This window comes from uncultured Tenacibaculum sp., assembly GCF_947498805.1.
In the GTDB taxonomy this organism is placed as follows: domain Bacteria; phylum Bacteroidota; class Bacteroidia; order Flavobacteriales; family Flavobacteriaceae; genus Polaribacter.
Genome location: NZ_CANMLT010000003.1, coordinates 416,168 through 429,427, shown reverse-complemented (window position 1 = coordinate 429,427; position 13,260 = coordinate 416,168). Strand labels below are relative to the sequence as shown.

Genomic DNA, 13,260 nt, shown 5'->3' with positions numbered 1-13,260 from the left:
TATTGATATCAATAACAGAACATATACAATTAAAAGAGATTTCGAATAACGATTCGGAGTCTCTTTTTAAACTAATGCAAGAAGTATATACTGCTGCATATAAGCATTTTTGGAAAGATTCTGGTGTTTGGTATATCAATGCTCAGTATTCAAAAGAAAATATAGCTAAAGAGCTAGAAGAGGAGAATACAGCCTATTATTTTGTAGTATTTAAAAATGAAATTGTAGGAAACTTCAGAATCATATGGAATAAAGAATTAGTAGGATTTGAAGGAAAGAAAAGTGTAAAGCTTCACAGAATATATTTACATGCTAAAACCCAAGGAAACGGAGTTGGAAAAGCTTTACTAAATTGGTTAGAAGAAACTACTATAAAAAAACAATATGAACTGATTTGGTTAGATGCTATGGATGAAAAACCACAGGCCTTTGAGTTTTATAAAAAACGAGGCTACGAATACAATTCACATTGCTTTTTAGATTTTGAATTATTACATGATGAACTCAGAAAAATGAGTCAGTTGTATAAATTACTTTCTTAAACTCCAGTACTACCAAATCCGCCAGCGCCACGTTCAGTTTCATCTAAAACCTCAACTTTTTGCCACTGCACACGTTCGTGTTTTGCTATTACTAATTGTGCAATGCGCTCACCGTCATTTATGGTAAAGTCTTCATTAGAAAGATTCACTAAAATTACACCTATTTCTCCTCGATAATCAGCATCTACAGTACCTGGAGCATTCAATACAGTAATTCCTTTTTTAGCAGCTAATCCACTACGTGGACGTACTTGCGCTTCATAACCAACAGGAAGTGCTATAAATAATCCGGTTTTTACAATAGCACGTTCTAAAGGTTTTAAAACAATAGCTTCATCAATATTTGCACGTAAATCCATTCCAGCAGAACCTTCTGTTTCGTAAGCAGGAATTTGATGTTTTGATTTATTTATAATTTGTACGTTCATGGTCTTTTAAATTGATTTTTCAAATATAACAACCTTAAGTTTTAAACCGAGTTTAGTTTTCTTAATTTTGTATTACAAACATTTCTACTATGAGTAAACAACCAAAAATAGCAGTTCTTGGTGGAGGAAGTTGGGCAACTGCTATTGTTAAAATGTTATCGGAAAATTTAAACACTATTGGATGGTATATGCGCAGTGTGTATGCTATAGAACATATAAAACGTAACAAGCATAATCCTAGTTATTTAAGTTCGGCAGAATTGCATCCTGAACAATTAGACTTATCTGATGATATGAACTATATTGTTGATAATTATGATGTATTGATTTTTGCAATTCCATCTGCATTCTTAAAAACTGAATTAGAAAAGCTAACTCTTTCATTAGAAAATAAAATTATTTTTTCAGCAATCAAAGGAATTGTTCCTGAGAGCGGATTGATTGTAGGAGAGCATTTCCATGATATTCACAACGTACCTTTTGAAAATATAGGTGTTATAACAGGGCCTTGTCATGCAGAAGAGGTTGCTATGGAACGTTTATCGTACTTAACAATTGCTTGTCAAGATGAGGAAAAAGCAAAAGATTTAAGCAAATACATCGCTGGAAGATATATTAAAACTAAAATCTCAGATGATATTATTGGTACTGAGTATGCTGCCATGTTAAAAAATATTTATGCAATTGCTGCAGGAATAGCACATGGTTTAGGATATGGAGATAATTTCCAGTCAGTATTAATGAGTAATGCTATTAGAGAAATGAAACGCTTTATTAAGAAAGTTCATAAAATGAAGCGTAATATTAATAACTCTGCTTACTTAGGAGACTTATTAGTTACTGGATATTCTGTTTTTAGTAGAAATAGAATGTTTGGTAATATGATAGGTAAAGGATACACTGTAAAATCGGCTATGTTCGAAATGAGTATGGTTGCAGAAGGATATTATGCGACTAAAAGCGCTTACAAAATCAATCAAAAAAATGGGGCTAAAACTCCTATCATCGATGCAGTGTACAACGTCTTGTACGATAAAAAAGAAGCGAAAGATGAGTTTTTAAAGTTAACAAATAGATTAGATTAGTTGTTTGCATTTGTACAAATAATCCTTCTTTTAAAAGGAAACCCCACCAATCGCTTCTTAAATAATTAGTGTGTTGTGTAGGTATTGTATAAAATACAATAGCAACAAATTTAACCTAAAATTCTCATTTACAAAGTTTTTTATAAAAGAATAGCTATATTTAAATAAAAGTATATTTTTACATAGATTTATTTTTATTTATAACACAGGGTTTAAAATTAAACAATAATGAAAACTATTCAGGAAGCTGTTGAAATAACTATACGCAAAACTCCTTTTATTGAAGAGGCTTTGCATGAAAAACTTATCAATGTATCTTCTTTGGCAAGATTGATTTTGCCAGAAGTATCACAATTACTTAAAAAAGAGGTAAAGGTTGGAGCGGTAATGATGGCTATTAACCGTTTATCTCCTGTTAATGAATTAAGGGTTCGAAAGAATATTAAGCGTTTAGCACTTAATTTAGGAGATGTAATTGTTCGTTCAGATTTATGTGATTATACCTTTAGAAATACAACTTCATTACTAAGAGAAATTGCTAAACTTTTAAGTAAATCAGCTGATAGTAATGATTATTTCTTAACAGTTTCTCAAGGAATTTTCGAAACGAATATTGTAATAAGTAAGAATTTACAACCTTTTATTGAAGAGATATTTAAGAATGAAACTTTAATAAATAATGTAAATGACCTAGCTTCAATTACTATAAAACTTCCAAAAGAAAACTTAGAACAATCTGGTGTTTACTATTTTATCTTAAAACAATTTGCTTGGGCTAATATTGCGGTTCAAGAGGTTATTTCTACAACACATGAGATGACCATTGTGGTAAAAGAAAGAGATGTAAATGAAACCTTTGCCATTTTAATGGATTTAAAATTGAACTAACATATTACATCTTGATATGGAAAAAAAAGACCCCTATGCGTCTCTACGAATAAAAGAGTTTAATATATTTCTTCTAGTTCGTTTTTTATTGGTTTTTGCTTGGTCAATGCAGTTTATTATTATTGAATGGCAAGTATATTCAATTACTAAAGACCCGTGGAGCTTAGGGCTGATAGGAGCTTTTGAATTTGTACCAGCTTTTTCTATGGCATTGTTTGCAGGGCATATCGTTGATCAAAAGGAAAAACGAAATTTATTAGCACTATGTATTGCTTTGTTTTCATTGATAAGTTTTGGATTATATTTTTTAACTACTCCAGAGTTTGTTGAAGGGTGGAGTTCTAATGCTGTCTTATATTCAATTTACGCCTTAGTATTTTTTGGTGGTTTTTTACGTTCATTCTTTGGTCCTACTATTTTTTCATTAATAGCACTTATTGTTCCTAAAAAATTATATCCAAATGCAGCAACATGGAGTAGTACAACTTGGCAAGTTGCCAGTGTTCTAGGACCAGCTTTTGCTGGGTACACCATTTATTTAATGGGAGTAAATCTTTCATTATCTATTGTTTTTGGACTGGTAGTTTTATCTTTTCTTATGATGTTCTTTATAAAGAGAAAGCCTATTATGAATCATAAAAAGGGAGAACCTATTGGAAAAAGTTTGAAAGAAGGAATTTCATTTGTATTTAAAACGAAAGCAATTTTAGGAGCTATTACTTTAGATATGATCTCGGTATTATTTGGAGGAGCCATTGCTTTATTACCTGTATTTGCTCAAGATATATTAGAAGTTGGAGCTAAAGGTTTTGGAGTATTAAGAGCTGCACCAGCTGTAGGAGCTTTTTTAACCATGTTAATAACGGCTTATATTCCTATAAGTAAAAACGCCGGAATGAAATTGTTAGCGGCTATTTTTGGATTTGGAATTTGTATTATAGTATTTGGTTTATCAAGTATTTTCTGGGTATCTCTAGTAGCTTTATTCTTTAGTGGAGTTACGGATGGTGTTTCTATGGTAATTAGACAAACTATTTTACAATTAAAAACACCTGATCATATGCGTGGTAGAGTAGCTTCGGTGAACTCGATGTTTGTAGGGTCTTCAAACGAATTAGGAGCCTTAGAAAGTGGTATTACAGCTAAACTAATGGGAACAGTTACCGCTGTGGTTTTTGGTGGAACTATGACCCTTATAACCGTTGCAACAACGGCTATATTGAATCCAACTTTACGAAAGTTAGATTTAACTAAAGACATGGAAGAACATGAAAAACTAGAATAAATAATAATATGAAAAATGAAAGCTCATTGCTTTCATTTTTTTTGTTTAAATAATAGGTATTTGTTAACTTTTGAATGGTTTAAATAAACAGATTTCTGTTTAGGAAAAAACTATTAAAAAAGTATATTTGTGTAATATGAATAGAGTCCCCATTTTATTGATATTTATCTGTACGAATATTTTTGCACAAACGGGTCCTGGAGGTGTTGGAACTAATAATGGTACGTCAGACTTGGTTATGTGGTATAGGACAGATAATGGTGTTGCTAATTCTGGTACAAATGTTACAGGTTGGACTAATTCTGCTGGATATACGGCACATGACATGTCTCAAAATGGATCAGCTCCACAATTAATTACTGGTTCATTAAATGGTTATGATGAAATTCAGTTTAATACTTCAGGAATATTACGAACAGGATTAAATTTAACCACCAGTAACTTTGTTACAAATCAAGCATCCTCTTTTATATACGCAAAAGCAAATTCCATAACTTCTTCATGGCCATATTCTACCTTGCCACATCAAAGCCAACGTTTTTCCTGCCACATTCCTTGGTCAGATAGTACGGTTTATTTCGATATTGGACAATGTTGTACTACAAATGCAAGAATACAAGTTGGGGGGTTATCTAGTTTAACAAGTTATTCTTTATGGTCGTATGATGCCAACCCTTCTACAGGGAAACAATTGTATAGAAACGGAACATTGTTACAGAATAGAGCAAATACAAGAACATATAATAGACATTCATCACACAGATTCGGATTAGGAGATAATTTTAATGGTAATATGACCGAGGTAATTATTTTTAGAACGAAAATAAATACCGTACAAAGAATTATAATTGATAATTATTTAACTGCGAAGTACAATCAGTCTTTAGCATCCATTGATTTTTATGATGAAGATACTTCAGGAGGAAATTTTGATCATAAAGTAGCAGGAATAGGTCAGGCATCAGATGGATCTAACCATACAAATTCTCAAGGAACAGGAATAATTAGTATCAGTTCTCCTTCAAATTTAAGTAACAATGAATATCTTTTTTGGGGAGAAGATTTGATAAATGCAAACTATGATTTTTCTGCAGTAGCTGCGCCAAGTAAAAGATATCGTTTAGATACGAAGTGGAGAGTTAGTGAAACAGGTGATGTGGGTACTGTTAATTTTTCGGTAAATGCCTCAGATATAGATTTAACAGGTGCACCAACAGGAATTCTTAAGTTGGTAAGAAGTACAGTTTCTAATTTTAGTACAGTTTCAGAAGAATATGATTTAACACTTTCTGGAGGTGTATATTCAGCAACAATTTCTTTTAATGATAATGATTATTTTACACTTGAAGTAGTACCAACATCTGATTTAAGTCTTACAAAAACCGTAAATAATGCCATTCCTAAAGTAGGAGAGGGAATAATATTTACATTAACAGTTTCTAATGCAGGACCACAAGAAGCAACAAATATAGTTGTGAGAGACTTATTACCTTCATCTTTAAGCTATGATGCAGGTAATTCGGTAATTGGTGTAGGAACGTATAATGCTGTAAGTGGAGATTGGAGTATACCAAGTATTCCTAGTGGAGCGTCAAGAAGTATTCAAATAGCAGCAACGATTGATAGTGCAGGGGTTATTACAAATACATCGGAAGTGATTAGTCTAGATCAAGAAGACCCAGATGCTACACCGAATAATCAACAATAGAGACTTATAAAAATATATTTCTTCTGAGAAGAAGAATTAGATATAAAATGTTTAAAACTGGCTAAAAAGTCTTTAAAATAAAAAAAGGATAGTATGCAATTACTATCCCTTTTTTGTTTTATCATGTTATACTTACTATGACATATCGTAATAAGTAATCTTTGTAATTGTATTAGATGCGTCAAAATCAATATTGATAAATAAATCGCAGTCTTCACAAGTAGAATATAAAATACTTTTAGCACCATTTCTAGCGGTACTAATTTTTACATCACCTAGTTTACTAATATTTTCTCCAACTGTTATGGTAATACCTTTAATGGTAAAGGTGTTTTTATTTGTACTTAACTCAAAAGATTCTATATAAGGTTTTTTCTTATTTAAAGTAGAAAAATCTAAGTTAAAACCATCATATCTAAATTGATAATAACTGTCGTTAACAGTAACGTTGTAGGTAGCAGGAGCTCCGAAAAAAGCTTCAACTTTATCTTTTTTTCCGTGTGTCTTTTTTAAATCAGATAGTGTTGTGCTATTTATTTTAATATTGTCAATATCAGAAGAAGAAACAACATTAACTGTTTGAGCTTTAATAGCCAAACACATAAACATACACACTAATGCTAATAACTTTTGTTTCATAATTGGGGAAAAATTTTAATTGTTAACGAACTATTATTAGGTTAGTTTTTCGAAATGCAAATATATAATTCTTTTTTTAGCAAAGAATCATAATTTATTGTTAAGCAAAATTAGTAGCTAGAGCTATTTTATTATTCAACTCTTCTTCTTGTTTTAGAGTTGTTGCATCATTCCAATTAAAATAGTTTTTAAACTCTGTTATAGCAAAGTCCTTAAGAAGGTCAACACTTGGTTTATCAAAGAATAAGCGTCCTGTTCTGCGCATAAAGAAATCGGTAGGAGTACAGGTCATTTCGTGTTGAATAGTAAACCAAATTTCAGCTTTTAATAAGCGTTGTTCAACATTTTCTACACTGGTTAATTCGTCAAATTTGTCGAGAATAACATCGGTTTGCTTTCCGTAATTATGTACTAAATAGCTTGCATCTTGTTTGGTTAAGCCATCTGTTTTTATTCGTTTCGAGACTTGTTTTGTATACAGTTTTACCGATTTATAATTTTGAAAAGGACCTCCTGTTAATATGATATCTTCAGTTTGTATTGGTTCAAATTCATTTTCAAAACGTCTTTTCATTTTTTTAGCAACGATATCAACAATACGTTCAGCCATTTTACGATACCCTGTTAATTTACCTCCGGCAATAGAAATAAGTTTCGTATCGGAAACAAATATTTCATCTTTACGAGAAAGTTCAGAAGCAGATTTTCCTTCTTCATGAATTAAAGGACGTAAACCTGCCCAAGAAGATTCTATATCTTCTATAGTTAAGTGAATATCAGGAAACATATTGTTAACCGCTTCAATAAGATATAAAGCATCAACAATACTGGTTTCTACGTTATTTTTATCTTCTTGATAATTGGTGTCGGTAGTACCAAAGTAAGTTACTTTTCCTCTAGGAATAGCAAACATCATTCTACCATCTGGAATATCAAAATAAACCGATTGTTTTACAGGTAATTTTTCATGAGGAACTACTAGATGAACTCCTTTTGTTAAATGTAATCGTTTACCAATTTTCGAATTATTTATCTGACGTAATTCATCCACCCAAGGCCCAGCAGCATTCACTACATATTTTGCCTTGATATCAAATTTTTCACCAGTAAAAACATCCTTAACAGCAGCACCGACTACACGTTTGTTTTCATAAATAAATTCAGTTGCTTCTGTGTAGTTAAGAATTTGAGCGTCGTACTGACTGGCAGTTTTTAAAATTTCTATTGTTAAACGAGCATCATCGGTACGATATTCAGCATAAAAACCGGCTCCGTTTAAGATATTTTCAGGTAATAAAGGTTCCTTTTCTAGCGCTTCAGCTTTGTCTAGCATTTTACGTTTATCATCACCTTCTACAGATGCTAGTACGTCATATACTTTTAATCCAATAGAAGTTAACCAAGACCCATAAGTTCCTCCATCAATAAGCGGTAAAATCATTTTTTCTGGAATTACTAGGTGTGGAGCTAGTTTATGAACAATTGCTCGTTCGGTTCCCACTTCTTTTACCAACCAAAAATCAAATTGTTTTAGATAACGCAAACCTCCATGAATTAATTTGGTAGATTTACTAGAAGTACCAGAAGCAAAATCGTTTTTCTCTATTAAGGCTACTTTCATACCTCTAGAAGCGGCATCCAGTGCTATTCCTGCACCTGTAATTCCACCTCCAACAATTAGAATATCGTATTCTGTTGCTTGTAATTCTTGTTGAATATTTGATCGATTAAAAAATGAAAAATTGTTCATAGGAGTCTTTTTACCAAACAAAAATAAGATAAAAAAGAGTTGATTTTAAACAAAAAAGAGCTGAATCAAATTCAGCTCTTCTCCCCGCAATAAAATAAACCGATTAACGATTTATTTTAGGCCAGTTTATATCGGCTTGTTTTTGTAAATCTTCGGCACCTTCTTTTAACCAAAGGTCAAGAGTATTGGTTCCCCAAGAATTATAAAACAAGTAAAGTTTATTATCTCTTATTTCAAATGTTTTAGGATTTATGGCAACTTTTTCACCAGTTTTACCAATGGCATAGGCACAATATCCTCCATATTGAGGGATATATTGTGTAGGGTTTTCTTTAAACATCTCTAAATTTTCCTGAGATGAAAATCTAAATTTTGCTCCATCGTAAGTAGTTGAAAACTCTTTTTTTCCTTTCTTAGCTTCATTACTAAAATAAGATACTACATCATAACCACTAGCAACAGCACCTTTTTTGGTGTTGTACTGTTGAGCAAAGGCTACTGTTGAAACCAACAGTACTAAAAGAGTGATAATTTTCTTCATATACATATTACTTTTTATGCTTTAACGTTTCCCAGTTTTTATCACCTTTATCTTGTCTTTTCTTAACATCTCCTTCTTGCCAGTCGCTTAATTTACTTCCAATCCAAGAATTATAGAAAAGATATAACTTACCATCACGTATTTCATATACTTCAGGATCTATATACATTTTCTTGTTTTTCTCTGCAATTGCATATGCGCAATACCCTCCATATTGCGGAACGTATTTGGTAGGATTTTCTTTAAAGGCGTTTAAATTTTCTTCTGAGACAAACTTGAATTTTGCTCCATCATAAGTTGTTTGGAATTTCTTTTTTCCTTCTAAAGGCTCTTTATTAGAAAAATAAGATACTAAGTCATAACCTTCTGCAACAAATCCTTTTTTGGTATTATAATCGGTTTTTTGTGCAAAGATTAAGGTAGAAAAAAATAACAGTACAAAAGTGAAAAAGTTCTTCATAATTAAAAGATTTTCAATGTGGTCGCATAGTAGTTAACAAACTTACAAATTGAATAGAAATGTTGGAATCAATACTGCTCCTTATTTTTTTCTAAAGAGCTGTTATAATTAATTACCAACTTCTTTTTCTATTAGTTTTAACTCTCCGTTGATAAGTTTCCAATGTTCATAATACTCTTCTTTATTTGAATTATGTCCAATTACGAATCGTTCTTTTAACCTTGGAGTATTCTTTATAAGTTCATAAACATCCCTTCCATGTTCACAGCAACCATTTCTCCATGTTGAGCCAATTTCTTTTTTCTTATAGTCAAAATCAGGTGATGTTATTTCAGCATAATGTTTATTCTTTATAAATAGCTTATTATTCGGATTATAAATCCAGTAAAGAAAGGGAATATTTGGTCCTGCTGGAAGAAATTCTAATAACCTAAAATCTAATTTCCCGTCAAAGTTCATGTCTTCAATTATAAAAATTTCCTCGTTGGATAAAGTTTTATCATAATTTTTACTTGGTTTTATTTCTTGAATAGAAATACCGTTTTTAACAACTTTTATATTGGTTATTTCACAATCATTTTCTCCACAAACTTTAGTTAAATAAATTTCAAGATCTGATTTGGTATATTTTATTATTTCTTGAGAATAAGATTTAAATGAAAATAGAACCAATATTATTATCAGTCTTTTTTTTAAGCTATAATTATTTTTAATGTGCATTTTTAAATTTATTAAGTCAGCTCAATAAAGCCTATTTCGGTTATTTTCTTTGAGACCTGGTTAAAGTGTATGTAAATAAAGTTATTACACCCATAACAATATTGATATTGAATATATTTACTCCCATCTCTATTTTCGCTAAAGTTTATTGTACCTAATTTACTTATATCATCACCTATGGTTAATTTAACTCCTGTTATAATTATTGAATAGTTTTTATTTGTTATAATAAATCTACCTATTATTGGTTTTTCAATAGTTCCGTTTGATATAAGTGAAGAAAAACCTATAGTGAAACCATTGAACTCATAATGGTAAAACTCTCCATCTGGATCAATGTTCTTAGAACTAGGAATACCTAGTAAATTTTCAACATTTGATTCTTTTCCTAAAGTGTTTTTTAAGGAGCTAAATTTTACATTGTTAATTTCTATATCATCAAATTCTTTTTGTGTAATGATATTAGATTGAATTTGGCATTTTGCTATAGTACTTGAAAATAGCAGTACTATTAAAAATATGTTTTTCATAATTTTTTAATAAAACTGACTTTAATTCTAATTTTAAAAACAATTAAAGTCAGTGGTTGATTGACCATATTTACATAACTTACTTCCTAGTATATTTTAACAAATTACAATTCATGTCTCGTTGATAATCTAAATACATCACCTTTTCATTTAATCCATTAATATCGTATTCATAAGTGTCACTAGGGTCATTTATATTAATTTTTTTTAAGGTGCTAAATTTAAGTTTGCCATTATCTGACGTTTCTTCATATATGAAATACGTATACGTATTATCTAATTTACCTTCATAATAATCATAACATTTACCATCTTCTGTAAAAACCAATTCACATTTTGGGCAACCTTCTGGAATCCATTTTCCAATAATAAGTTCCTCATCTTCTTGCATTGTTTGTAAAAATGTAAAGTTTACTAGGACTAGTAGTAATACAATAATTCCTATTCCTTTGACATATTTCATAGAAATCATATTTAGGTTAGCTCAATAAAACCTATTTCGGTTATTTTCTTTGAGGCCTGGTTAAAGTGTATATAAATATAATTGTTACAGCCATCACAGTATTGGTATATAATACTTTTACTTCCATCTTTATTTGTATTGAAGTTAACCATACCTAGTTTACTAATATTATCACCAATAGTTACTGTTATCCCCTTTATGGTTATTAAATAACTATTGCTTGTGATTTTTATGTTAGAAACTTCTTTTTCATAAAAACTGAACTCTAAACCTGAATAATAAAAATCAATCGAAAAAATATCTCCTTCATAAATTGGATTATTATCTTTTTCTACTTTTTTTGGCTCACCAAATAAACTTTTTACATTGAATTCTTTGCCTAAAGTGTTTTTTAAGGAGCTAAACTTTACATTGTTAATTTTTATATCATCAAATTCTTTTTGTGTAATGATATTAGATTGAATTTGGCATTTTGCTAAAGTACTTGTAAATAGTAGTATTATTAAAAATATGTTTTTCATTATATATTGTTTTTAATTGCAATTAGTATTAGGTTCAGAGGTTCCATCATCCTTTATTTTAGTAGCAAAATAATCTCTGGGATCGACTAAAATGAAATGATTATATCCCCATTTGTTGCTTCCGTCATGTTCCCTAACTTCAATATGAACATGAGAATCTACTCCTCCACCTTCAATTGCACTTTTTAAATTTCCTGAATCCCCTTGATACCCAATTATATCACCGGCTTTAACTTTTACCAAAGGATTTCCTTGTAATATTCTATTTTCTTTTTGTAAATGAAAATAGGATATTAAGATAGTTTTACCATTAACCGTACTTTGAATTCTGGTATTATATCCAGCTTTTTTATGATATCTAGATGAATAAATAAATCCATCATACATTGCATGAATGGGTGTGCCATAAGAGCTTTTTATATCAATTCCTGCATGAAACTTACTTCTTCCACCAATCCCTTTACAAGTGCCTCCGAATCTCGTACATCCATGTAAAGCGCCTTTTGTACCAGAAACACCTTTTTGAGGTGCAATTTCTAAATTTTCTCTAATTGGATTTCCTTTACATGGTTTTTGTACACAATTCCCATTACTGTCTTCAACTTTTCCTTCAGGGCATTCGCATTTTTTAGTAGTGTCATTGTACACTTTACCGTTAGTACAATCGGTATTTACTTGCTCACATTTTCCTGTAGCAGGATTCATTTTGTAACCATACTTACATTTACCTGTTGCTGGATCTTTGTTTGGATCATACGCTTCATCTTCAGAACTATTTTTTGTTTGAATATATAAACTAGAAGCTCCGCTTGTAGTACTAATACCTCCACCACTTAGTTGATGCCTGCCTGTCGAATTTCCATTACCTAAATAATACCAGTTTACAGAAGCATAGCTTAAACTTACAGAAGTAGTTGAACTTGTAGGACCAACGCTTATTCCTCCTCCAGAATTAGAAACAGTTCCTAAACTTACTTCATCTAAAACTCCTCCAGTTCCATCATCACACCAAAAATCATCATCTTCTTCTTTTCCTTGAAAAAGCATTAAAAAGCCTGCCTCTTGGGTATTTAAGGTAGATTTTAGTAAATATCTTTTAGATAGTTTTCCTTCCTCAATTTTAAAGCCATCTATAAAACTTCCGTCTAGTTTATTGTAGAAAAAACTAGCTTCTAATAGTTTACCATCACCATCAATTTCTTTTGGAAACAAGGTAAATATAACTACCTCTGGCGTATTATTAATATTGAGAAAAAACAACTTTGATTCATAATCTCCCTCTCTATTAATAGTTGCATCAGCCAGGGTTAATTGAGCTTGATCAATTTGAAATAGCTCTTCATGTTGTATACTATTCCAATTTGGAGTAACATCAAAAGTGTTTTCTTGATTTCTAGCAAGAGCTCTTTTTTGTAGTATTTCTTCTTGCTTAATTTTAAAATGCGAAATAGCGTCTTTAAACGATACTGTTTCTACATTGGTAAACTCAGGGTGTTCTTTTTCAAAATGATGTTCTTCTAAAGAACAATTCCATAAAAACCAGGAGCTTGTTATTAACAAAATACCTAGTTTTAGTAAACTTACTTTTTTTCTTTTCATATATCTCAGTTTAAAAATTAATATTCTTTTTAACTGGAGAGATTATTAATATGATCAGAGTAGTAGTATTTTGTTTGTAGCTAAAGTATTAAATATTAATG

At 30.6% G+C, this 13,260-nt stretch carries 15 protein-coding genes; 5 read left to right on the top strand and 10 right to left on the bottom strand.

The window, feature by feature from the left end; all coding sequences use genetic code 11:
- The first annotated feature begins 2 nt into the window (after positions 1–2).
- On the top strand, positions 3–542 hold the full coding sequence (locus tag Q0873_RS07845) for a GNAT family N-acetyltransferase (protein ID WP_299105741.1): 540 nt from the start codon (positions 3–5) through the stop codon (positions 540–542).
- Here Q0873_RS07845 and dut read toward each other — a convergent pair.
- Positions 539–970: a dUTP diphosphatase gene (gene dut, locus Q0873_RS07840; RefSeq protein WP_299105739.1), complete on the bottom strand. Its 432-nt coding sequence runs from the start codon at positions 968–970 to the stop codon at positions 539–541. The genes Q0873_RS07845 and dut overlap by 4 nt on opposite strands.
- An 89-nt stretch (positions 971–1,059) precedes the next feature.
- Here dut and Q0873_RS07835 point away from each other — a divergent pair, with 89 nt between their 5' ends.
- The 4 genes from Q0873_RS07835 to Q0873_RS07820 all read left to right on the top strand — a co-directional run bounded on the left by Q0873_RS07835 (position 1,060) and on the right by Q0873_RS07820 (position 5,936).
- A complete protein-coding gene (locus Q0873_RS07835) occupies positions 1,060–2,055 on the top strand; it encodes an NAD(P)H-dependent glycerol-3-phosphate dehydrogenase (protein WP_299105737.1) in 996 nt (331 codons plus the stop codon).
- A 228-nt stretch (positions 2,056–2,283) separates the two neighbouring features.
- The gene (locus tag Q0873_RS07830) at positions 2,284–2,943 is read left to right on the top strand and encodes a hypothetical protein (protein ID WP_299105735.1); all 660 of its coding nucleotides are present in this window, start codon (positions 2,284–2,286) and stop codon (positions 2,941–2,943) included.
- Between the two features lie 16 nt (positions 2,944–2,959).
- Positions 2,960–4,228, top strand: coding sequence for an MFS transporter (locus Q0873_RS07825; protein ID WP_299105733.1), 1,269 nt, complete (start codon positions 2,960–2,962; stop codon positions 4,226–4,228).
- Between the two features lie 136 nt (positions 4,229–4,364).
- A complete protein-coding gene (locus Q0873_RS07820; RefSeq protein WP_299105731.1) occupies positions 4,365–5,936 on the top strand; it encodes a DUF11 domain-containing protein in 1,572 nt (523 codons plus the stop codon).
- A 135-nt stretch (positions 5,937–6,071) separates the two neighbouring features.
- Here the strand turns inward: Q0873_RS07820 and Q0873_RS07815 are convergent, their stop codons facing one another.
- The 9 genes from Q0873_RS07815 to Q0873_RS07775 form a co-directional block, all read right to left on the bottom strand.
- On the bottom strand, positions 6,072–6,575 hold the full coding sequence (locus tag Q0873_RS07815) for a hypothetical protein (RefSeq protein WP_299105728.1): 504 nt from the start codon (positions 6,573–6,575) through the stop codon (positions 6,072–6,074).
- Between the two features lie 100 nt (positions 6,576–6,675).
- A complete protein-coding gene (locus tag Q0873_RS07810) occupies positions 6,676–8,325 on the bottom strand; it encodes an FAD-dependent oxidoreductase (RefSeq protein ID WP_299105725.1) in 1,650 nt (549 codons plus the stop codon).
- A 103-nt stretch (positions 8,326–8,428) separates the two neighbouring features.
- Positions 8,429–8,866, bottom strand: coding sequence for a YHS domain-containing (seleno)protein (locus Q0873_RS07805; RefSeq protein ID WP_299105723.1), 438 nt, complete (start codon positions 8,864–8,866; stop codon positions 8,429–8,431).
- A gap of 7 nt (positions 8,867–8,873) precedes the next feature.
- Positions 8,874–9,326, bottom strand: a complete 453-nt coding sequence (locus Q0873_RS07800; protein WP_299105721.1) for a YHS domain-containing (seleno)protein — start codon at positions 9,324–9,326, stop codon at positions 8,874–8,876.
- Between the two features lie 108 nt (positions 9,327–9,434).
- Positions 9,435–10,046, bottom strand: a complete 612-nt coding sequence (locus Q0873_RS07795; RefSeq protein ID WP_299105719.1) for a nitrite reductase — start codon at positions 10,044–10,046, stop codon at positions 9,435–9,437.
- An 11-nt stretch (positions 10,047–10,057) separates the two neighbouring features.
- A complete protein-coding gene (locus Q0873_RS07790) occupies positions 10,058–10,576 on the bottom strand; it encodes a hypothetical protein (RefSeq protein WP_299105717.1) in 519 nt (172 codons plus the stop codon).
- Between the two features lie 79 nt (positions 10,577–10,655).
- Positions 10,656–11,039 (bottom strand): hypothetical protein, encoded by a 384-nt coding sequence (locus Q0873_RS07785; RefSeq protein ID WP_299105715.1) that lies wholly within the window; start codon positions 11,037–11,039, stop codon positions 10,656–10,658.
- Between the two features lie 11 nt (positions 11,040–11,050).
- Entirely contained in the window at positions 11,051–11,560 is a 510-nt protein-coding gene (locus Q0873_RS07780) for a hypothetical protein (RefSeq protein ID WP_299105713.1), read from the bottom strand.
- A gap of 12 nt (positions 11,561–11,572) precedes the next feature.
- Positions 11,573–13,159, bottom strand: a complete 1,587-nt coding sequence (locus tag Q0873_RS07775; RefSeq protein ID WP_299105712.1) for a M23 family metallopeptidase — start codon at positions 13,157–13,159, stop codon at positions 11,573–11,575.
- Positions 13,160–13,260 lie beyond the last annotated feature (101 nt).

Coding starts and splice junctions, on each gene's coding strand:
- Q0873_RS07795 (WP_299105719.1), bottom strand. CDS start 10,046: ATGCACATTAAAAATAATTATAGCTTAAAAAAAAGACTGATAATAATA.
- Q0873_RS07830 (WP_299105735.1), top strand. CDS start 2,284: ATGAAAACTATTCAGGAAGCTGTTGAAATAACTATACGCAAAACTCCT.
- Q0873_RS07785 (WP_299105715.1), bottom strand. CDS start 11,039: ATGAAATATGTCAAAGGAATAGGAATTATTGTATTACTACTAGTCCTA.
- Q0873_RS07780 (WP_299105713.1), bottom strand. CDS start 11,560: ATGAAAAACATATTTTTAATAATACTACTATTTACAAGTACTTTAGCA.
- Q0873_RS07825 (WP_299105733.1), top strand. CDS start 2,960: ATGGAAAAAAAAGACCCCTATGCGTCTCTACGAATAAAAGAGTTTAAT.
- Q0873_RS07790 (WP_299105717.1), bottom strand. CDS start 10,576: ATGAAAAACATATTTTTAATAGTACTGCTATTTTCAAGTACTATAGCA.
- Q0873_RS07805 (WP_299105723.1), bottom strand. CDS start 8,866: ATGAAGAAAATTATCACTCTTTTAGTACTGTTGGTTTCAACAGTAGCC.
- Q0873_RS07775 (WP_299105712.1), bottom strand. CDS start 13,159: ATGAAAAGAAAAAAAGTAAGTTTACTAAAACTAGGTATTTTGTTAATA.
- Q0873_RS07815 (WP_299105728.1), bottom strand. CDS start 6,575: ATGAAACAAAAGTTATTAGCATTAGTGTGTATGTTTATGTGTTTGGCT.
- Q0873_RS07835 (WP_299105737.1), top strand. CDS start 1,060: ATGAGTAAACAACCAAAAATAGCAGTTCTTGGTGGAGGAAGTTGGGCA.
- Q0873_RS07820 (WP_299105731.1), top strand. CDS start 4,365: ATGAATAGAGTCCCCATTTTATTGATATTTATCTGTACGAATATTTTT.
- Q0873_RS07810 (WP_299105725.1), bottom strand. CDS start 8,325: ATGAACAATTTTTCATTTTTTAATCGATCAAATATTCAACAAGAATTA.
- Q0873_RS07800 (WP_299105721.1), bottom strand. CDS start 9,326: ATGAAGAACTTTTTCACTTTTGTACTGTTATTTTTTTCTACCTTAATC.
- dut (WP_299105739.1), bottom strand. CDS start 970: ATGAACGTACAAATTATAAATAAATCAAAACATCAAATTCCTGCTTAC.